The sequence below is a fragment of the Niastella caeni genome (assembly GCF_004834005.1).
Lineage (GTDB): Bacteria > Bacteroidota > Bacteroidia > Chitinophagales > Chitinophagaceae > Niastella > Niastella caeni.
On the sequence record NZ_STFF01000006.1, the window covers coordinates 148,459 to 170,237 of the forward strand.

Genomic DNA, 21,779 nt, shown 5'->3' on the forward strand with positions numbered 1-21,779 from the left:
AAAAAGAAGGGCCGACCTTTACGGTCAGCCCACACTGATATTTCTTTAATAATTCTTACTGATACTGAATATAGATCGGTTGCGGTTTCAGCTTCAACACTTCTGCGGGTTGTAATACATGGCTGTTGGCCTCGCGCAGATCATTCTTGTAAAAGATCTTGAAACCGGTGAATTGTACAGGCTCTTTATAAACGAATTGCTTATAGGTATTGAATTTCCGTGCCTGGTGTCCCCAGCCATCCATGTCCATAACGATCTGAACTTCAGGCTGCAATTTGATTTGCTTGTAATTGGTGACCATACCCTGGGTAAAGCGGTGCACCACCAGTATTTTGGGTGGCAGGTTATAGGTTTTCACCAGTTTGGCCAGGTAGCTGGTTGTGTAATTGATATCCGCAGCATCCATGGTACCGATCACGGAACCGGGCTTTTTACCTGTTTTCATCGAGAACTCTGGGTCTATGCCAAAATGTACATTTGGCAACTTCAACCATTTTTCAAGCTTTGGCACCTCTTCCTGCAATGTGCTTAAAGCAACCTGAATATCAAGGAACACCAACGCGTTCATTTTACTGGCCATATTAATGGCTCTTTCAATATGTGAAGCAGGCATCCGCAAACGGTATTTACCATCTTCACCAGGGCTGTCCTGAGCAGTAAGCGCTATATAATGAATGGCCGGAACAACTTCTACAGCTGTATCAGCCGCATGCCATTTCTTTACTTCTGCTTTTAATTTTTCAATTACCACATCCTCCGGGTATTCACCCAGTACGCCCATTTTCTTTGAATAGAAGTTCCCGTAATATGAAACAACGCGTTTAAAAGGGAGAATAGCGCCTGGCAAAGGATAAGCGCCTTTTACCGGCCATTTGCCACTTGAGTCGCCATTGGCGTTCCTATGCAATTTGGCAAGAAATAAAGCGGTATCGAGCGGTGGTAGTGAAGCTTTTATAACATCCGTATCCGTTTTTACCACACCGGCCTTGGCACTATCCCCACCTGAGCCAATTTGTCCATTGGCGGCGCCGGGTTTGCACATACTAAAGGATAAACTGGAAACGGAGAGTACGAATAAAGCGCCTGTCCAAATGAAGGCAGATTTCTTCATGGTAATTGATTTTTTAACAGAAGGCCACCAGGCCATATTTTGGTGATTCATAAGTTGCTCTACGGAAAGGGGGGGTAAAGATCGGGTAATTTGCTAACAACGTATTATATGTGAATATATTTTAGAAGTTGATTGATTTAGCAGGTTTTTGACACTACGAATTTTAACGCGGCAAACGCACCCTTATGAGATAATGGGCGTAATTTTATAATACGTTAACAAGTTAGCGGGTATACCGGTTAATACTGCCTGTCCCCGACTACTATCGGGATTAGCGGGTTTACCCATTAGCATATTATAAATCTTAAAATGTCCTGCCATGGGTACGCTTCAACAAATTCACCAGTGGAGCCTTACACATCATCCCCGTTGGCTGGTGGTGCTGCGGGTAGCTTTAGGTATCTGCCTCTTCTTTAAAGGCATTTTCTTTTTAGTAAATACGGCAACGTTGGAAGAACTGGTCAGGGGCAGCCTGGTGGCTAACCGCACCGACTGGCTGGTGATCTTCATAACCTGGTCGCACCTGTTGGGCGGCTTTCTTATAATCATTGGCTTATTCACCCGATGGGCAGCCATGTTGAATATACCCATATTGATGGGCGCCATTATTTTCATTAATACCCAGCGGGATGCTTTTGGCGATTTTGAGCTGCCGTTTGCATTGATCGTTTTACTGTTGCTGATCTTTTTCCTGGTTGAAGGAGGCGGCCCTATTTCGCTCGACAATTTTTTCAGTAAGCACGAGGCGTGAATTAAGCCATTTTGGGATTTCGGAATTTTGGGATTTGAGATTGTTCGAAAGGCTCACATAAAAAGAAATCGTAAAATCACTAAATCTCAAAATCAGCAATTGCCGTTTTATTCCCCCTCATAAATTACTCCGGAGGTAGGAGTTTCATGCAGCTCAATACGATGCATGGCGGGCAATGCCGGCTTCAGTTGGTCCCAGATCCATACCGCTATGAGTTCGCAGGTGGGGTTTTCCAAACCGGGCAGGTCGTTCATCAGTTTATGATCCAATTGAGCCACAACCGGTTTGATGATCTTTTTCAGTTCTGCAAAATCAATGATCCAACCCAGTTGCGGGTCGGGTTTACCTTTCAGCCACACCCGCAACCGGTAGGTATGGCCATGAATGTTTTTACATTTATGACCGTCCGGTACATTGGGCAAAAAATGAGCTGAATCAAATGTAAATTCTTTATAAAGCAACATAAGAGCGCAAGTTAATAATCAATAGGCAATAGACAATAAGCAATTGGCAAGGCCCCTAAGTGCCGAAATACCTCACATCTTTTTGCATATTGCCCATTGCTTATTGCCCATTGCTTATTGCCCATTGACTAAAAAACCCCAGCCTCGACTAAGCCAGGGCCAGGGTATGTTGAGCTCTTCGTATCTATGTTATTTATGCAGGGTAATAGTGCCCAGGTTGGTTTCCTTGCCCACAGTTACCGATATATTGTTAATAGTTGTATCCTGGTAACCATTGCCGGCATTTACAAAAACAGAATAAGTTCCTGAATCAAGACCACGCACTTTCCATTGTCCATCACGCCAGGGGAACGCATACGCAGTATCTGTGGCATTGTAAACAGAAATGATCGGATAGGCATCGGTTGGTTTGATCGTTCCTTTTACAGCACCTGATTCTTTTATGATAAACGCACGGATGAATGGCGCCAGGTAGAACTCGCCATTACGTAGTCGAACAACAGAACGTCCGCAATCAAAATCAAGCCACAATCGATAACGACCGCTTGAGTAGTTATCCCACTCATGACCATACAGCTTGATAGTAATGGTTGTTTGGTTATTCAATAAGTTCAGCGGATAAGAAATACTATCTTTTACTATAGAATTATTGGTACCGAGCGTGATAACTATTTTACGGATAGAACCATCGGTTACCATGCCGCTTCCCAATAACGTATCAATACCGTTACGCAATGTCAGCAGATCATATACGCCCGGAGTAATGCGCAGCGAATCCCATACTGTGCACTTCTTGGTGCTATCCCAGTTATCGCGACGTCTGCGGGTTTTATCGCAGGTATCGACCAACACCTTCACCGATTTGATGTCGACTAATACTTTGTCAAAAAGATCGGTTGGACCATCAGTTAGATAAAGGTTTAACTCCTGCTTACCCGAAGGCACAGTTGAATTGTCGGATTTCTCTTTGGAACAGGCAAAAAAAATGATTGTTCCTGCGGCAACAACCATTACATACTTAAACAGGTTTCCCATTGATTTCATAATTGCGTGTTTTATGTTTAATCAAAAACATTTCACGAAAGGCTTAACAATTTCCATGCCTTTGTAGTAAAAGTTGACAACTAAAAATGTTTGCATTTACCCAACGCTATTGTATTAAAAACGTACAATGCCTTTCATTAACAAAATCACGTTCATTTTACAATCAAATAACTTTAAGAGCGATTAAACCTTCTGTAAAACCAGCAGTCTAACCCCAATGCGACTTTGTGTGTTATTAAAATTTTTTAGTCCACTATTTTTGTAGACTTAAATATTTTAAGTATCATTGTGTTGAATTTTACCACCATGCCAATGCATTATTCAAAAGCACGATGTTGACGATGTATAACGGAACAGGTTATACATTTTTCAACCCTCAAATATTGTCGCATGAATCGCACACACCGCAATAGCTGGCTAATTGCGTTGCCGGCCCTTATATTCAATACATCAGAAATTTTTCCTGAACGGCCCCATACTATAGCTGGCGCAGTTAAGAACAGCGCTACGGGCAAATACATTGAAAATGCGTATGTCTATATTACCTCCGGGGAAGAAGAAGCGCTCACTAACAGCAAAGGCGCCTTTACCATTTCTACCTGGCAGGACCTACCGGTTACGTTAGTAATAGAACACCCGGTATATAAGAAACAGAAGATCCGGATTACAGATGCATCGCAATATCAGCTCATTAAACTTGACCCTAAACAATAAAGCAATTATCTGCACCAATCATTACCGGTTATGAAATTAAATCTGCTGGCGTTGGCAGTCCCCTTTTTTGTTGTATTCATGGCATTGGAGTTTTTCATTGCCCGGCAAAAAAAGAAGCCCGTTTTTAATCTGCACCATTCCATTGCAAACATTAGTGTTGGCATTGCAGAAAGGTTGTTAGATGTATGGGTAACCGGCTTGTTCTTTTTCATATATGATTTTCTGCAGAAGAAATACGGCTTGTTCACCATTCAACCAGGCATTTTACTATGGATCGTGCTGTTGTTGTGCACCGATTTTCTCTGGTACTGGTATCACCGGCTGGCGCATGAGATCAACCTGTTCTGGGCGGTGCATGTAGTGCATCATCAAAGCGAAGATTTCAATTATACGGTATCGGCCCGCATAACCGTATTTCAGGCATTTGTGCGTACCGGTTTCTGGGCAGTGCTTCCGATACTTGGTTTTCCGGCCTCCATGATCACCAGCATTTTACTGGTGCATGGGTTGTACCCCTTCTTTATACATACCCAACTGATCGGAAAACTGGGCATACTGGAATACATTCTGGTAACCCCCTCCCACCACCGCGTTCACCATGCCAGCAATGAAAAGTACCTGGATAAAAATTATGGTGATGTATTTATTATCTGGGATAAGCTGTTCGGCACCTTTCAAAAAGAAGATGATGATGTAGAAATACAATACGGATTAACCCATCCGCTTAAAAGCTATAGCTTTTTATGGCAGCATTTCCACTTCATTACCGAACTGTTGCTGGCTGCCCGAAAAACCAAAGGCCCTGTCAATAAAGTGAAACTAATATTCGGCAAACCCGATCTTCTTGACCCTTGCTTCCGCGAGCAGGCCGAAGAAAAGTTGCTGGTACAAAAGAATGATATCCCGGTAGGCAAACCCCTGAACCGGTATGTAGTGTGGCAGATCGTGCTGAGTATTGTGCTGTTGTTTGTATTTATACTTTTTGAAAAATTCCTACCCCTGCATCAACAGCTATTGATCACCATTGCCCTATTGCTCACGCTGATCAATTGCGGAGCAATTATGGAACAAAAGCAATGGGTTGTGCACCTGGAGTTCCTGCGATTGCTAACCGTCTCCATCGGGGTTATGATCGCTTACTCAACCTGGTGGTATAGCATATTACTGATACCGGCAGCTGCCATTTTGTTCACCTGGTATTTTGAAAACATCAGGAGCTGGTATCTGCGGTGGATTTACCCCCCAGCCCCTTAAAGGTGGAGCAAGTTCAAAGCTCTTAGTTCTTCGTTGCCGCAACGGCTTGCAGCTTGAAGCGTGCAGCCTGCAGTGTTTTTATATGAGTTACGTGGCCGAGGTGGAAAGGCGGAGGCTCGCAAGCCCTCCTACGGTGGTTCGAATCCACCCGTAACTGCTGTTTTTCATATGGCAAGCAATCATTCATTCATTCAGGGCGGTGTTTCTACACTGCCTTCTCTTTTTTTGGGCATAAAAAAAGCTCCCAACTCTGGGAGCATGTATGAACAGGCAATCGTTATAATTTTAATCGTTAATCAAAGTTTCTTTTTTTAAACGAAAAGAACAAACGTTAGCGCGGATTTCACCCGCACGAAAGCCTTAAATACATCATATTATATAAAATAACATTCATCATTTTTACTGCCTATAATTTATTTTAAAACTCATAAACGGCTTTTCTAACAATTAATTTTAAGAAACAACATAATTTAATGGCTATTATATGTGAATTGGTGAATAATTATTACCTCTGTTCAAAACCAGTTCTTTCCAAAAAAAATTTTAATTTTTTTTGGAAACAGGCATTCTTAATAGCGTTTTTGGGTAGAAAGCAGGCCCTGAAAACAAAAAAGGGGTGTAAAGACACCCCCGTAATTTGTACTTCGACTGTGCCCAGTGCCTGCCCTGATCCTTCAACCACTATGCACAGGATCACACGCACAATACCTACAATTCATCATTTCCTCTGGCTCTTTACCAGCTCACATTTGACTACTGCACACGAACCACACATTCATAACACCAATAGCTTAGGCCCTTTTGCGCTTTACACTATGGCACTCCAACTCTATGGCCTTTGCTATTTCAGGCTGACTGAGCCTTCCCTGGTACACACGATCATTAATTAATAAGGTAGGCACGCTACGCACGCCTCTATCCAATCCTTCCAACAGGTCAGTTCTTACCGTCCAGCCGTACTTACTTTCAACCAGGTCGGGTAGAAAATTCTTGCTGGTTACGCCAGCTTCCCGGGCATATTCGCGCAAACTAATAGTGCCCAAACGGCGACGATGCATATACAGCAGGTTATGCATCTCCCAGAACTTGCCTTCCTGGGCAGCAGCTACTGCCGCTTCTGCCGCTTTATGCGCATGCTGATGGATCTGGGTCATTGGAAAATGCCGGTAATTCAACCTGATCTTTTTGCCATGCGATTCCAGCAGCTTTACCATCACCCTATGCACTTTAGCACACTCTTCGCTTTCGTAATCGCCAAAAAATACCAGGCTTACCGGCGCACCCGGGTCACCAGCCCATAACCCCTTGGTTGGAATGATCTCTTTGTTCTTATCATTTTTAATTGGCATACTATCTCCTCTTTCTATTGTTTTAGCTGTAATCTATTAATTTAAAAAGGCCACTCTACTAGTAGCAGAGTGGCCCTGGTTCAAAAACCTAGCTTCTTCAAATTACCTGTTCAAGCAAAACCGGCCAGGCCTTCCCCAAAATTCTGTTCCCCATAATAGTCCTGACAGGCCCTTGTTCACAGGTTTTCTCTCACTCACATTTTAATAACAAGATGTTGTCTATATGGTTTTTTACTGAATGAAATTTTCCTTCTTTTAACGATTCGTTAAACTTCCTACTGCACCCGCTCAGGGGTTTCATTTCTGAACACCACTACCCCATCAAACACATCAACCATTACTGGTTTGCTTTTATCGATGTCGGCGGCGAGTATTTTTTTACTCAACGGATTAACGATCTCTTTTTGAATTAACCGCTTCAACGGCCGGGCGCCAAATTGCATATCAAACCCCTGTTCGCCCAGGTATTCGAGCGCATAATTGCTGAATCGAAGATCGATGCCATTTTCCGCCACCTGTTTTTTCAGGTTGTTCAATTGGATCTGTACAATGCCAAGGATCTCTTTTTTCAGCAATGGCTGGAACATGATTATTTCATCTACCCGGTTCAAAAATTCCGGTCTGATGGTTTGCCGCAACAGGTTCATCACTTCTGCTTGGGCCCGTTCGGTAGCTGCTTCTACGTCTTGTTCCTTTACCCCGTCAAAGGCTTCCTGAATTAAATGGCTACCAATATTGCTTGTCATAATGATGATGGTGTTCTTGAAGTTCACTAACCGGCCTTTGGCATCGGTCAAACGGCCATCATCGAGCACTTGCAGCAACACGTTCCAAACATCAGGATGCGCTTTTTCAATTTCATCGAGCAACACTACGCTATAGGGTTTACGACGTACTGCTTCCGTCAATTGTCCGCCTTCTTCATAGCCTACATAACCCGGAGGCGCACCCACCAACCGGCTCACGGTGTGCTTTTCCTGGTACTCGCTCATGTCTATCCGGGTCATCATGCTTTCATCATCGAACAGGTAATCGGCCAAAGCTTTGGCCAATTCTGTTTTACCAACACCGGTAGTTCCCAGGAAAATAAATGAACCAATCGGTTTTTTGGGATCGTGCAATCCCGCCCTGCTTCTGCGAATAGCATCTGCTACGGCTGTTATTGCTTCATCCTGCCCTACCACCCGCTCATGCAGCTTTGCTTCCAGATGCAACAGTTTCTCTTTATCACCCTGTAACATGCGGCTCACCGGAATGCCGGTAGCTTTTGCTATTGTTTCGGCAATATCTTCTGCATCCACTTCTTCTTTCATCAACCGTTTGTTCTCGCTAATGGCATCCAATTGCTTAGAGTACTCGTTAATTAACTGTTCCTGTTCTTTTACTTTGCCATAGCGTATCTCTGCAACGGTGCCATAATCGCCATTACGTTCGGCCTGCTCGGCCTGAATTTTCAACTGCTCTACTTTTGCCTTGGCATCCTGCACTTTATCAACCAGCTCTTTTTCTTCCTGCCATTTGGCTTTCAAGGTATCCCGTTCAACACTTAGGTTGGCAATTTCGGTATTCAACGCCTTCAGTTTCTCTTCATCATTCTCCCGTTTTATTGCCTCGCGTTCAATCTCCAACTGACGTATTTGTCGTATCAGGTGGTCCAGCTCTTCGGGCATTGAATTCATTTCGAGCCGCAATTTCGCTGCTGCTTCATCAATCAGGTCAATGGCCTTATCGGGTAAGAACCGGTCGGAAATATACCGGGCCGATAATTCCACCGCCGAAATAATGGCTTCGTCTTTAATGCGCACATGGTGGTGCGTTTCGTAACGGTCTTTCAACCCACGAAGAATAGATATTGCATCCTCAACCGATGGTTCATCTATCATTACTTTCTGGAACCTGCGTTCAAGTGCTTTATCTTTTTCGAAGAATTTCTGGTACTCATTTAAAGTTGTAGCGCCAACGGCCCGCAGTTCACCACGCGCCAGTGCAGGTTTCAGAATATTCGCCGCATCCATGGCGCCTTCACCCCCCCCGGCTCCTACCAGGGTGTGAATTTCATCAATGAATAAAATGATCTCGCCATTGCTATCGGTAACTTCTTTTACTACACCTTTCAACCTCTCTTCAAACTCACCTTTATATTTGGCGCCGGCAATCAGTTGTCCCATATCCAGCGCATAAATAATTTTTGTCTTCAGGTTCTCGGGTACATCGCCATTCACGATCCGGTGCGCAATACCTTCGGCTATGGCAGTTTTACCAACGCCCGGTTCACCTACCAGGATCGGGTTGTTTTTTGTACGGCGCGAAAGGATATGCAGGGTCCTGCGTATTTCTTCATCGCGACCAATAACCGGGTCTAACTTTCCGCGGCGCGCAAGGTCGTTCAGGTTGCGGGCATATTTATTCAACGCATTGAAAGTTGTTTCCTGGGTTTGCGATTGTACTGTTCCACCTTTGCGTAATTCTTTAATGGCCGCCACCAAACCTTTCTCGCTTAGTCCGGCTTCTTTCAGCAAACGGGCGGTAGAATCGCTGCCCTGCACAATAGCCAGCAGTAAATGTTCAGGGGTAATGAATTCATCCCCGAACTGTTTCAACGTTGCACCGGCGCGCAGGATCACATTGTTCGTCTCCCGGCTAACCATCTGCGCCGCATCGCCACTGGTCCTGGGCAGTTTTTCAATTTGTTCGTGTAATTTATTTTCAAGGAGGTTCACGGTCACATTATTCTTTTTTAAAAGATATTCAACCGGTGAATCTTCCTGATCGAGCAAAGCTTTCAGCACATGCTCCGTTTCAATATTCGGACTTTGTGAATTAAACGCTAATTGTTGCGCCTGTTGAAAAGCTTCCGCCGCCTTTATGGTAAAATTGCCTAAGTTCATAATAGTTAATATGATAATTTGCTAATATGCTAATTGAAATACAGTTCACGGATTTTCAGGACCTCGTTCACCAAACCTTTTTAATCTGTTGAACGTAAAAAAGATCGGTCCGGTTTAACCGAGCCTGCATTTTCAATAGCAGTATATTACTTACAAATCCCAATCCAGGTCAAAATTCATGCATTTATGTCATTAAAAAACCGTTCCATCTGTCTCAGTTGCAGTCTTTTATTCGTATTCCTGTTATTCTTTCAGTCTTCCTTTTCACAATCCGACTTTACTCAGGTAGACGCCCTTTTGCAACGAAACCAGAAATTGCTGGGGAATGATGTCGTAGCACTGGTATATAAAGATGGAAAGATCATTCACGCCAAAGAGCTGGGTGAATTCAATGCCAAAACACAAGCGCCCATTGCCAGTAGCAGCAAGTGGTTAACGGCGGCACTGGTCATGATGTTTGTAGATGAAGGCAAAATAAAACTCGACGACCCGGTTAGTAAATACCTGCCCATCTTTGATAAATACATGAAGAGTTATGTTACCATCCGCATGTGTCTTGCCCATACCACAGGTATTGAGTCAGAAAAAGGAAGCCTGTCGAAAATTATGCAACGCGGTAAATACATGAGTTTGGAAGAAGAAGTGAATGCGTTAGCCGCGAAAGAGATCTCCAATAACGCTGGCACTGAATTTCATTACGGTGCAATTGGATTGAACATTGCCGGCCGGGTGCTGGAAGTGGTTTCCAAAAAAACATTCGATCGTATTATCCAGGATAAGTTATTACGTCCCTTGAAAATGAAGGGCACTTCGTTTGTAAATGACAATGGGTATGCGCCCAACCCTTCCGGCGGCGCCCGCAGTACAGCGAATGACTATATCAACTTTTTATCAATGATCCTGAACAAGGGAATGTTTGAAGGCAAGCGGATCCTGAGCGAAAAAGCCATTGAAGAAATGCAAACGCCGCAGTTCGTCACGCTGCCGGTGAAATTCACACCAAAAGTTGCAGAAGGCTTTCACTATGGTTTAGGTGAATGGATCCAGGAAGAAGATGCCCAGGGAAAAAGCAAAGTGGTAAGCAGCCCGGGTTTGTTTGGTACCTGGCCGTATATTGACAAATGCCGCAACTACGCTGCTATCATTTTTGTAAAGTCGTTATTGGGTGAACAGAAAAAGGAGCTTATGATGCAGGTTAAAGGAGCGATTGATGATGCGGTGGGTGGAAGCGGCTGCCAGTGAAAGCAGCTCATAAGTTATTGAGTTAGTAAGTTCTGAGTTCAACTTAATAACTCAATAACTTACAAACTCCGAACAAAAAAAGGGCATCCCGGTAATACCCAGAACGCCCAGTGTTCATCGTCAGTCCTTATTCGTTATGTCAACCCAAAATGTTTATTGTTTCAGTATTCGGTGCCTGTTCAATTATTAAATTCTGTTACAAACCGGAAAATAGAAACAATAAAACCACCAGTGCGGCTGATTGACATTACAAATATTCCAAATACGCAAAACCACTTAAAACGGGTAGTTATTTATTAGTGCTCAGGTAGTCATTTATTAGTGTACAAAAGTAGCTCGCCAACCACCAGGCGGGAGTTATTCAGCTTTAGCCAACCGGCCCGGTTCTTGCTTATATTTTTTTGAGCAAACGTCTTTACTTATGAAAACAATAATCTTGCTGACCATCCTTTCCAGCCCATTCTTTCCTGCCTGCACTACATTAAGCCCCGATCATATTAAAGACCATCAATGGCTTTACGGCGAAGGTTACCGCCTTGGCGACCAATTGAAATTTGATAACAAGACCTATAGTACCCGTGGCGATACCATCTTAAAAAGTAATTTACCGGTTGCTGTCATCGTAATGACCTCCGGCGATTTGCTCGGCAGCAACAACGACATTACCATTCAATCCCTGGCCACCGGAGAGGAAGGGTTGTACCACGAGAAATAAGTTATTGAGTTCATTAGAAGTTCATTAGTTAATCACGAACTTAATAACTTAATAACTTAATAACTTAATAACTAAAGAACTATAAACCAGTAACTATTTCCAACTCAATATCCTTTTTCAATTAACTACCTGTATTGTTAAATCCAAGTTCTCCTTCAAACGGCTATTGCAAAACCGGCCGGATATTCTTATATTTAAATAGAACCGTATTCAGCAACCAGACCGTACTCTTATGAAAGTGATATCTTATATGGTACCAGTTGTGATGCTATTATTGTCTTTTTTTTATAATAACAACCCCTTTGTTGTTAAAGAGGAAGCACAACAGGCATTTCAATTACTCAACACCATCCGAAGCAATCCCGAAAAATATTATAAAGAACTTCATCTCAACGCGAAACTGACTATCACCAAAAAGGCGTTACGTTGGAACGATACCCTGGCCAAAGTAGCCGAAGCCAAAGCGCTCGACATGGCCAAACGCAATTATTTTAACCATGTTAATCCCGATGGATATGGCATCAATTATTTTATTCAGCAAAGCGGCTATAAATTAAATGCCGACTGGTTAAAAGATAAGAAGGAGAATTTCTTTGAATCGCTGGCAACAGGTCACGATTCAGGAACAGAAGCAATAAAATCATTGATCATCGATGCCGGAGACGCCAGCAAGGGCCACCGCGATCATTTGCTGGGCATTGGCGATTGGGATGCTTCCCTGTACGATATCGGCATCGGCTTTGTAAAATGCGATGGCGGCAAATATCAATCCTACACTTGTATAATTATTGCCAAACACGACTGGTAAAAAACTCATCTACGCTGAAGTTTCAGCGGCCCCGATGAGTCGGGGGACGGTGAGCGAAGAAAAATGCCATCCCGCCGAACCAGGATGGCACATGCAATGTTATATTTTCCTGCTGTTTATTTGGCAACTCCCAATGGTGAGAAATACAGGAACGCAACGATGATGAACACCAGCACAAACAACGACAATATCACGTCCACTTTTGTCCAGCTCGCACGCGAAGCCGCTTTGTCCTCAGCCACCGTGGTAGCAAACGTTAAACCCTTTAATTGCGCTTCGTTGGGCTTTTCAGAAAGTAAGCTTACCACAACCATCAGCACGATGGAGAAAATAAACAGGCTTATACAGAAGTAAAGGAAGTTCAGGGTGGCGAAATCGTATAAGAAACCGCTCAAATGCTGCCGGTTCAACTCCAGGATAATGCGCACCATGCCAATTATAAACCCTACCACCATGGCGGAATAAGCGCCTTTGGCGTTGATACGTTTAGAGAACACACCCAACAGGAACACGGCGGCAATAGGTGGCGCCAGGTACGATTGTACGCTTTGCAAATATTGATACAATACTCCTGAGATCCCTTTCATGATGGGTATCCAGATCATACCCAGCACAACGGCAATACCAGTAGCAATACGGCCCACTTTTACCAGTTGGTGATTGCTTGCATTGGGGCGGTACTTCTGGTAAATATCCATTGTAAACAAAGTAGAGCAGGCGTTGTACACAGCCGCCAGCGAACTCATTAAGGCAGCCAATAAACCGCCTGCCAGCAACCCGCGCAAACCAACCGGCATTAATTCTTTTACCAGCGTAGGAAACGCCTGGTCGCCATTAGGTAATACAATTTTACCCTGCTTCGCCAATGTATAAGCGATGATACCAGGGATCATAAAAATGAAGAAAGGGAACAGTTTCAGGAAAGCGGCAAATATGGTTCCCCGGCGGGCCTGGCGTTCATCCCGGCCGGCCAAACATCTTTGCACGATGTGCTGGTCGGTACACCAATACCATAGCCCCACAATGGGCGAAGCGAACAGGATACCAGCCCAGGGAAATTCAGGGTCACTCAACGGCGGGAACATGTTCAATTTCTCTTTGGGCAGGGATGATACGAGCGCATCCCAGCCTCCTACTCTATCCAATCCAACGATCATGAGTGTCAACGAACCTACGATCAGGATGATGGCCTGCAGGGTCTCTGTATACATAACCGCGTGCAAGCCGCCTAATACCGTGTATATGCCCGTTATAATTACCAAAACAATGGCGCCCGTCCAGAAGTCAACGCCTAAAAACGAAGTTACCACCAGCGCACCGGCATAAATGGTTACCGATACTTTTGCAATAATGTAACTGAGTAGCTGAATGATCGACAGCAACATCCTCGACTGGCTATTGTACCGCCGTTCCAGGAACTCGGGCATGGTGTACACCATACTTCGCATATAGAACGGAACAAATACCCAGCCCAGGATCAGGATGATCCAGGAATGCAATTCATAATGCCCCATTACCAGTCCGGAGTTAGCGGCCGTACCGGCCAGACCAACCACGTGCTCAGACCCCACATTAGAGGCCAGGATGGAAGCACCGATCACAAACCAGCCAAGATTGCGGTTGGCCAAAAAATAATCAGACGGCGAGTCTTTTGCTTTTCGAATAGACCAGATCGATATCGCAGCAATTACGGCCATGTACAGGCCAACGAATATCCAGTCAACTAAACCAAGAAATTGCATATGGCAAGCGTTTTAGTTTACAAGTTTGTTACAATCGTTTTGTTATGTTTAAGAATTTTCAAAGGATCATGAAAATAAAAAAGGAAGTAAGCAATAGATTGCAAGAAGAGTCCGATTACGGGAGCTCAAAATAGTTCTGGGACTATCTCATACTTCCTACCTCGTACTTTGTTCTTCTTACTTTCTACCTCTTACTTCCTATATCCTGCTTCTTACCTTTTACTTCTTATTTCCTGCTTCTAATAACTTACATTCTGCTACCCTACTAGCCACTAGCTACTTACTACTAGCTATCAGATATACTGATTGATCATATTCTCCAGCCACTCCTGCTTACCGCTGATCTGTTTGGGTTCGCCGTTTGAGTGAGCATACTCACGCAGGTCTTCGAGCTTCAACGCACCTGTTTCAAACTCTTTTCCTTTGCCACTGTCGAAAGAAGCGTAGCGGTCGGCACGGAACTTTTTAAACGGAGATTTCTGCATTACTTTATCAGCGATCACCAGCGCACGGGCAAAATTGTCCATACCACCGATATGCGCCATAAAGATATCTTCCAGGTCGGTAGAGTTCCGACGGGTTTTAGCGTCGAAGTTGATACCGCCACCAGCAAAACCACCAGCTTCCAGGATGATAAGCATGCTTTCAACCAGTTCATTCAGGTTGATCGGGAACTGATCGGTATCCCAGCCATTCTGATCATCACCGCGGTTGGCATCGATGCTACCCAGCATACCGGCATCGGCAGCCACCTGTAATTCGTGCTGGAAGGTATGACCAGCAAGGGTTGCGTGGTTAACTTCTATATTCAATTTAAAGTCTTTATCGAGGCCGTAATGACGTAAGAAACCGATCACGGTTGCGCTGTCATAATCGTATTGGTGCTTGGTAGGCTCACATGGTTTGGGCTCAATAAAGAACACCCCTTTGAAACCTTGTTTACGGGCATAGTCACGCGCCATTGTCAGGAAGCGGGCCAGGTGATCGAGCTCGCGTTTCATGTTGGTGTTCAGCAGGCTCATATAACCTTCGCGGCCACCCCAGAATACATAGTTTTCACCACCCAGGGCAATGGTAGCATCCAATGCATTTTTAACCTGTGTACCGGCATAGGCAACGGCTGCAAAATCGGGATTGGTAGAAGCGCCGTTCATATAACGTGGATTAGAAAACACGTTGGCGGTTCCCCACAACAGCTTTACACCGCTGGCCGCTTGTTTTTGTTTTGCGTAATCAACGATGCTTTGCAAACGGCTTTCGTATTCTTTTAAGTTAGCGCCTTCATCAACCAGGTCAATATCATGGAAGCAATAGTAAGGCACACCCAGTTTGGTGATGAACTCAAAGGCAGCATCCATTTTGTCTTTCGCGCGTTGTACCGCGTCGCCGGCTGCATCCCAGGCAAAATGCTTTGTACCCGGACCGAACGGATCGGCGCCGGTGTTGCAGAACGTGTGCCAGTAGCATACCGCAAACCGTAAATGCTCTTTCATGGTTTTGCCAGCTACTACCTTGTTCTCATCATACCATTTAAAGGCCAGTGGATTGTCGCTCTCCAGGCCTTCGTACTTGATGGCACCAATACCTTTAAAGAATTCTTTGTCACCAGTAATGATTTTCATATTCTTATGTTTATTATTTACTTGAGAAGATTGTTTTGTTTATGATAAGGGTATAATGGATAATAGCAGAGAAGGCAACGAGGCAACGAGGCAACAAGGCATAAAGGCATCGAGGAAAGCCAGTTATTGAGTGTGTAAGTCAATAAGTTGGTCCAATTCCTGTATTCCACTTCTACATTCTACATTGGGCATTCGATATTCGATATTTCTGCCCTTTCTCATTCCTCATTTATCATTCTTCATTTTTCATTTCCTAATCCCTACCTGACTAATTAATCAAGTGTTTTATCAAGCAGCTCCTTCCACTCCTCATACACCGCCTTGTACTCTTTCTTCTTCGTGGGTTCTATAACGGTCAATGGTTTTACCTGCGTGAAGGCTTCTTTGGGTGTTTTGTATACGCCTGCGCCAATACCTGCACCAATGGCGGCGCCTACACTGCCATCGCAGTTGTATAATTCAACCGGTACATGTGTGGTATTTACAAACGCTTCCACAAACAGCTCACTTAAGAATAAATTGGCTTTACCTGCCCTGATCACCTGAGGGTTCATGCCATTCTCGCGCATAATATCAAGCCCGTACCGGAATGCGCAGGCAATGCCCTCCTGGGCAGCGCGGAACAAATGCGCCTGCGAATGCAGGTTCAGATCGATATGATGAAAATGCACGCCAATGATCTCGTTCTTCAGCATGCGCTCGGCGCCATTACCAAACGGCAATACCCGCAGGCCATCGGCGCCAACAGGCACCCTGGCAGCTTCACTGTTCATTTGAGAATAGCTGATAGCCGGCGTGAAGATATTTTTTACCCAACGGTTCAAAATACCGGTACCGTTAATACATAACAACACGCCCAACCGCTTTTCATCGGTAGTATAGTTAACGTGCGCAAAAGTGTTCACACGCGATTCGGGATCACAGGTCAGTTCATCGCTTACACCATAAATAACCCCCGACGTGCCCGCCGTAGCAGCCACTTCACCGGGTTCCAGCACATTTAACGATAATGCATTATTGGGTTGATCGCCGGCTTTATACGTAACCGGTATACCGGCTTTCAATGATAAAGAAGCGGCAACGTTTTCTTTCAACCGGCCATGATCCGAAAAAACATCCTGTACAGCAGGGATCAGTTCATCATTAAAACCATAATATTCCATTACGTCCTTGCTGATCCTGTCTTTCTTAAAATCCCAGAAAATGCCTTCTGATAAAGCGGAGACGCTGGTAGTAATTTCACCCGTCATTTTCATGGCAATGAAATCGCCGGGCAGCATAATTTTTACAGCTTTCTTATAGTTGGCCGGCTCTTCTTCTTTTACCCAGGCCAGTTTGGAAGCGGTAAAGTTACCAGGTGAATTCAACAGGTGCGAAAGACATGTTTTTTTTCCGATGGCTTTAAATGCTTTGTCACCAATTTCAACCGCCCGGCTATCGCACCATATAATAGAGTTGCGCAATACCTGCTGGTTCTCATCAACCATAACCAGGCCATGCATCTGGTAAGAAATACCAATAGCGCCAATATCATCAGGATTATAGGCCTTGCCGGCATGTGCTTTTTGTATAGCCTGTTGCACATGTTCCCACCACATATCGGGCGATTGTTCGGCCCAACCCGGTTGCGGTGAAATAATGGGAGATTCAGATTCGGGATATTGAGCAGATGCTTTGCATTCGTGCGTTTGGGCATCTACTACAGAAACTTTAATAGAAGATGTGCCTACATCAATTCCTAGGAGTAGCATATGGCAGCTTAATTATTTATAGTTCCAGATTTCAGGAATACAGTTACCGGTTTCCGGTTACCAGTTGCCGGGAAATGCAGTTTCAGGTTACAAGTTTCAAGTTCCAGGTTCCAGGTTTCAGAACTTGCCCCGCTCTGCTGGTTTTAAGTTCTGATTTTCGAGTTGCTGTTACCGCGACTGCATGAAGTGTAAGGTTGTATTTGCTTTCCGGCTTTGGGCTTTCGGCTTGAAGCTTATAGCTTACAGCTTATAAAAGGCAGCAAGCTCGGAAGAGATCTGATTCTACACCCTACACCTGCTGCCCTGTTAACCAAAAACCTTTATCGAAGAATCGAAATTATTGACAATTGGTTATATCACCTACCACTTTATTTGCGAAAACCTAAACTATTTTAATATAATTGATATCCGATATGTTTATTTTTGCTTAATATAGTGTTCCTTTTACCCCCAGGTATGAAACCACTGGTTGAAAAACTACCGCTTTCGCAAAATACTTCCTTTGTGGCGCGCACCTATCGCACGCCTCATTTTGAAGTGCCCTGGCATCAACATATTGAGTATGAGCTCATCCTGTTTATAGAAGGCGAAGGTTCGGCCTTTATCGGGAACTATATAGGCGAATTTAAAACCGATGATGTGTTCTTCCTGGGGAGTAACCTGCCGCATACATTTCAAAAAGCGCATAAAGACCTGGTAACCGCGGCAGTGGTGGTGCAGTTTACCGACGATTTCTGGGGGCCCGATTTCATGCAACTGCCCGAAAGCAAAAGCATTTTAAAGCTGTTTGCCGTGGCCATGCAGGGTTTGAAAATACAGGGCGCTACGCGGCAACAATTGAGATCTTTATTAACAGAACTGGAACATTTACAGGGTTTTGCCCGCATCATCAGGCTATGCGAGTGTTTACAGGTGATAGCGGCGACGCATGAATATGAAGCAGTGTCAACACAGGAAGTAAAGACCTTTCAGGCAAAAAATAAAGACCGCATTGACCGGATCTTTCAGTTCACTATTGATAATTTCCAGGAACCCATTGCCCTGAAAGATGTGGCCGCTACCGCCGGCATGAGCATTCCGGCTTTTTGCAGTTATTTTAAAAAATGTACGAAGAAAACATATATCGATTTTTTGAACGAAGTACGCATTGGCCATGCCTGCAAGCTGTTGATCGATACCCAAAAATCGGTATTGGAGATCAGTTACGAAAGCGGGTTCAATACATTGGCGAACTTCAACAAGCAGTTTTTAAAACTAAAGCAGTTGACCCCTTCCGGTTTCCGCAAGAAGGCTGAACGCTTAACGCAGAACGCGGAAAGCCAGATGCTGAACGCAGAAGGAAGAACGCTGAATGAAGGCTGAAGGCGAATACAAGCGGAACGCTAAACGCGGAACGCTGAAAGCAGAAAGCTAAGCTATAAGCCACAAGCTGCAAGCCTACAGTCGAAAGCGGAAAGCCTATTGCGAGTTTAAACGATAAACAACAAACCATAAACTATAAACCATAAACTATAAACTATAAACTTCAACATACCCAACAAATAAAGTCATTCATCCGCGAACTGGGATTCGACTTTTGCGGCATTGCCCGGGCGCAGCAACTGGATGAAGATGCGCGGCGATTGGAGCAATGGCTGAACAAAGGACTGCATGGCAATATGCAGTACATGGAAAATTATTTCGACCTGCGCATTGACCCCACCAAACTGGTACCTGGCGCCAAATCGGTGATCACGGTATTGCTGAATTACTTTCCACAACAAACACAGCAAACCGGCACGCCCAATATTTCAAAATACGCGTTTGGTAAAGATTACCATGAAGTGATAAAACAAAAGCTGCATGCTCTGTTAGCCCTCATCAATGAACACATTGGTGAAGTGCACGGACGCGGATTCGTTGATTCAGCACCGGTACTGGAACGCAGCTGGGCGCATCGCAGCGGACTTGGCTGGATCGGCAAAAACGGCAACCTGATCACCAAACAACAGGGGTCATTCTTTTTCATAGCTACACTGATCGTTGATATGGAGTTGGAATACGACGACCCTATTGCCAAAGATTACTGCGGCAGTTGCCGCCGGTGTATCGACGCCTGTCCTACCGGCGCTATTACCGATGGCAAAGTGATCAACGGAAGCCAGTGTATTTCCTACTATACCATCGAATTAAAAGATCTGTTGCTGCCTGATGACAAAAAAGGACAATTTGCCGACTGGATGTTTGGCTGCGATGTATGCCAGGACGTTTGTCCCTGGAACCGGTTTGCAAAACCAACCCGGGAAGCCGGATTTGCGCCCATACCTGAAATACTCAACTTCACCACCAAAGAATGGGAATCACTAACTGAAGAAGCATTCAAACAAATATTCCGGCATTCCCCATTAAAGCGGGCCAAATTCCAGGGCATACAGCGAAACGTACAATTTCTGAAAAGGTAACGGCATGCATTAGAACTGCACACCCAGTTTCATTGAAAACCGGTGCAAATAATTCTTGTACGTATAATAATGTTCCCAGCAGGGTGTTCCACAGCCGAGAACGTTCTCATATTTACGGGTTACATTTTTATAACTATACCCAGCGCTTGCCAGCACACGGAACTTTGAGCGAAAACCAACTTTATACCCAACACCAGCACCTCCATAAAATCCATTGGAATAAACGTTTTGATACCAGCGTGATTCCGGTACTATTTTCTTATTCACCAAATGAAAGCCGCCATCTATATAAAAAAAGGGGGTAAACGGTTTATCAAGAAGGTCTTTTCGCACATCTAAAAAAACAGGATAGCCATGACGGAAATAATAATCCAACCCTACCCCTATCCCGGCAAACCAGGTTTTATACCTGACACCATTAATGGTTTGCGCCTCGAAATAAGCGCCTTTGCCGCCGTTCAACACCCCAATTTGGTTAATGGAACTGAAAGAACAGGAACAGCCTTTTTTGACCGGTTGTTCCTGCTTTGCTTCTTGTGCACTGGATATAAGAACAACTCCGGTAAGAACAACAAAAAGAAGAAGTTTTATGTACATAACCGGATTTTAATCTAAGCCTATTTTACTGATCAATCGAATGTTCCTGATATTGGAGTAATCGAACTGGTACAAGCCATCTTTCGCCACTACCAACGCTTTGGAATTCCAGGAAATTACATCGAAAGTTTCCATACCGGTTATTTGCTTTATCAATTTCAGGTTGTTGGCATCAGCAGCATCATACACTTTAAAACCGTCTTTACCGTCGCAGATAAACAGGATATTACCTTCTTTTGACAAACCATGCGGATTGGTTTGGCTATAGGTTTTTATTAAAGAAGGCTTAGTAACGTCTGTGATATTTACCACCTGCAACTCGTTTACATTACCGCCACAGGTGGTACCAGAACGCAGGGTAACCCAGGCGGTATTATCATCTGCGATCACCGGGTCGCAACTGCGTACATGGGTGAACTGACCTTGCTTAACCGGGTTGCCAGGCGTTGACACATCATAGATATACATACCTGCAGATGAACCAATGAATAATTTATTCTTGAACGGATAGATCGTTTCAATGAACTGGTTATCGATGAACGTCTTTTTAACGAATTGGGGATCCTGCGGTGTGGAAATATCAAAGGCATGCAATTCGCGGCTCGATACCGTGTACAAATAATTATTCATCAGGGTAAACCGGGCCATCGATCCGCCTATGCCACTTTTATTGGGCGCAGCGCTTGCACTGGCCAAAGAATTAAAATCAGCATACATTGGACCACGATAAGGTGCGTAAGTGTAAGTGGTATCGTGCCTTGTCCAGCCAACGATCACCTGAATAGAATCAGTATTGGTTGAACGGGTAACAGAGTACTTATAAAGATTGCGATAAGGGAAGGCCTCACTTGTAAACTTCTTTGCAACAACCGCCAGGGGATTGCTGATATCAAAAGTTACCAGGTCGCTGTACGAATCGGCATACAACGTATTGCCTGTTACAGCCAGATCTACATTACCGGGAATGGGAATAAAGGCAATGTTCTTCGGCGCTGAAGGCTGACTGTTATCAATGATATGTATGCCGGCATTCGATTCATTGAGAAAAATGTAATTCCCGTAAATGTAGATCTTGCCAGGACTTTTCAGTGGCTGTCCGGGACCGCTTTTCATTTCGGCCCTTACTTCAGTAAGTGTTTTGTAATCGGGTGTATACCAGGTATACGTTTGCGTGACCTTTTCCTTATCGCAGTTAGATAAAAAAATGGATAGCATTACAGTCACCATTAACTGTAAAGCCGACATTGGATGCCGTCTCATAAGTTTAGCGTTTTGTAATCTGACAA

The 21,779-nt window shown here is 44.3% G+C and carries 18 protein-coding genes and 1 tRNA gene; 9 read left to right on the forward strand and 10 right to left on the reverse strand.

All coding sequences use genetic code 11. The features are described 5' to 3' along the window. Window positions 1-55: 55 nt before the first annotated feature. Window positions 56-1,111, reverse strand: coding sequence for a hypothetical protein (locus FAM09_RS21085; protein ID WP_136579131.1), 1,056 nt, complete (start codon window positions 1,109-1,111; stop codon window positions 56-58). 319 nt (window positions 1,112-1,430) lie between these two features. On the opposite strand from FAM09_RS21085, the gene FAM09_RS21090 reads away from it, so the two are divergent. Beyond that, on the forward strand, window positions 1,431-1,862 hold the full coding sequence (locus FAM09_RS21090; RefSeq protein WP_136579132.1) for a DoxX family protein: 432 nt from the start codon (window positions 1,431-1,433) through the stop codon (window positions 1,860-1,862). 107 nt (window positions 1,863-1,969) lie between these two features. Here FAM09_RS21090 and queD read toward each other — a convergent pair whose 3' ends face one another. Together queD and FAM09_RS21100 are read right to left on the reverse strand one after the other, a co-directional pair. Further along, window positions 1,970-2,326 (reverse strand): 6-carboxytetrahydropterin synthase QueD, encoded by a 357-nt coding sequence (gene queD / locus FAM09_RS21095; RefSeq protein WP_136579133.1) that lies wholly within the window; start codon window positions 2,324-2,326, stop codon window positions 1,970-1,972. 189 nt (window positions 2,327-2,515) lie between these two features. After that, a complete protein-coding gene (locus FAM09_RS21100) occupies window positions 2,516-3,370 on the reverse strand; it encodes a DUF4382 domain-containing protein (RefSeq protein ID WP_136579134.1) in 855 nt (284 codons plus the stop codon). Between the two features lie 390 nt (window positions 3,371-3,760). Between FAM09_RS21100 and FAM09_RS21105 the strand changes: the two genes are divergently transcribed. From FAM09_RS21105 to FAM09_RS21115, 3 genes are all read left to right on the forward strand, one after another. Then, window positions 3,761-4,084 carry a carboxypeptidase-like regulatory domain-containing protein gene (locus FAM09_RS21105; protein ID WP_136579135.1) on the forward strand — a complete coding sequence of 108 codons (324 nt, stop codon included), beginning with the start codon at window positions 3,761-3,763 and terminating at the stop codon, window positions 4,082-4,084. A gap of 30 nt (window positions 4,085-4,114) precedes the next feature. Then, entirely contained in the window at window positions 4,115-5,338 is a 1,224-nt protein-coding gene (locus tag FAM09_RS21110) for a sterol desaturase family protein (protein ID WP_136579136.1), read from the forward strand. A gap of 85 nt (window positions 5,339-5,423) precedes the next feature. After that, a tRNA-OTHER gene (locus FAM09_RS21115) sits at window positions 5,424-5,495 on the forward strand. 634 nt (window positions 5,496-6,129) lie between these two features. Here the strand turns inward: FAM09_RS21115 and FAM09_RS21120 are convergent. Both FAM09_RS21120 and clpB read right to left on the reverse strand, forming a co-directional pair. Continuing rightward, window positions 6,130-6,687 (reverse strand): DsbA family protein, encoded by a 558-nt coding sequence (locus FAM09_RS21120; protein ID WP_136579137.1) that lies wholly within the window; start codon window positions 6,685-6,687, stop codon window positions 6,130-6,132. A 275-nt stretch (window positions 6,688-6,962) separates the two neighbouring features. After that, window positions 6,963-9,575 carry an ATP-dependent chaperone ClpB gene (gene clpB / locus FAM09_RS21125; protein ID WP_136579138.1) on the reverse strand — a complete coding sequence of 871 codons (2,613 nt, stop codon included), beginning with the start codon at window positions 9,573-9,575 and terminating at the stop codon, window positions 6,963-6,965. Between the two features lie 186 nt (window positions 9,576-9,761). Between clpB and FAM09_RS21130 the strand changes: the two genes are divergently transcribed. From FAM09_RS21130 to FAM09_RS21140, 3 genes are all read left to right on the forward strand, one after another. After that, window positions 9,762-10,817 carry a serine hydrolase domain-containing protein gene (locus tag FAM09_RS21130; protein WP_136579139.1) on the forward strand — a complete coding sequence of 352 codons (1,056 nt, stop codon included), beginning with the start codon at window positions 9,762-9,764 and terminating at the stop codon, window positions 10,815-10,817. Window positions 10,818-11,238: 421 nt separating this feature from the next. Next, window positions 11,239-11,532 (forward strand): hypothetical protein, encoded by a 294-nt coding sequence (locus FAM09_RS21135; protein WP_136579140.1) that lies wholly within the window; start codon window positions 11,239-11,241, stop codon window positions 11,530-11,532. A 232-nt stretch (window positions 11,533-11,764) separates the two neighbouring features. Continuing rightward, entirely contained in the window at window positions 11,765-12,340 is a 576-nt protein-coding gene (locus tag FAM09_RS21140) for a CAP domain-containing protein (protein WP_136579141.1), read from the forward strand. Between the two features lie 116 nt (window positions 12,341-12,456). Here FAM09_RS21140 and FAM09_RS21145 read toward each other — a convergent pair whose 3' ends face one another. The 3 genes from FAM09_RS21145 to FAM09_RS21155 all read right to left on the reverse strand — a co-directional run bounded on the left by FAM09_RS21145 (window position 12,457) and on the right by FAM09_RS21155 (window position 17,455). Beyond that, window positions 12,457-14,082, reverse strand: coding sequence for a sodium:solute symporter (locus FAM09_RS21145; RefSeq protein WP_136579142.1), 1,626 nt, complete (start codon window positions 14,080-14,082; stop codon window positions 12,457-12,459). Between the two features lie 293 nt (window positions 14,083-14,375). Next, window positions 14,376-15,704, reverse strand: coding sequence for a xylose isomerase (xylA, locus tag FAM09_RS21150; RefSeq protein WP_136579143.1), 1,329 nt, complete (start codon window positions 15,702-15,704; stop codon window positions 14,376-14,378). 272 nt (window positions 15,705-15,976) lie between these two features. Beyond that, a complete protein-coding gene (locus FAM09_RS21155; protein ID WP_136579144.1) occupies window positions 15,977-17,455 on the reverse strand; it encodes a xylulokinase in 1,479 nt (492 codons plus the stop codon). A 456-nt stretch (window positions 17,456-17,911) separates the two neighbouring features. Here FAM09_RS21155 and FAM09_RS21160 point away from each other — a divergent pair, with 456 nt between their 5' ends. Together FAM09_RS21160 and queG are read left to right on the forward strand one after the other, a co-directional pair. Next, a complete protein-coding gene (locus tag FAM09_RS21160; protein WP_243751742.1) occupies window positions 17,912-18,817 on the forward strand; it encodes an AraC family transcriptional regulator in 906 nt (301 codons plus the stop codon). Between the two features lie 191 nt (window positions 18,818-19,008). Continuing rightward, window positions 19,009-19,896 (forward strand): tRNA epoxyqueuosine(34) reductase QueG, encoded by an 888-nt coding sequence (gene queG / locus FAM09_RS21165; protein WP_262711679.1) that lies wholly within the window; start codon window positions 19,009-19,011, stop codon window positions 19,894-19,896. A 9-nt stretch (window positions 19,897-19,905) separates the two neighbouring features. Here queG and FAM09_RS21170 read toward each other — a convergent pair whose 3' ends face one another. Both FAM09_RS21170 and FAM09_RS21175 read right to left on the reverse strand, forming a co-directional pair. Beyond that, window positions 19,906-20,493 carry a hypothetical protein gene (locus FAM09_RS21170; RefSeq protein ID WP_136579146.1) on the reverse strand — a complete coding sequence of 196 codons (588 nt, stop codon included), beginning with the start codon at window positions 20,491-20,493 and terminating at the stop codon, window positions 19,906-19,908. A gap of 9 nt (window positions 20,494-20,502) precedes the next feature. Then, complete coding sequence (locus FAM09_RS21175; RefSeq protein ID WP_136579147.1) at window positions 20,503-21,753, reverse strand: LVIVD repeat-containing protein; 1,251 nt, start codon at window positions 21,751-21,753, stop codon at window positions 20,503-20,505. Window positions 21,754-21,779 lie beyond the last annotated feature (26 nt).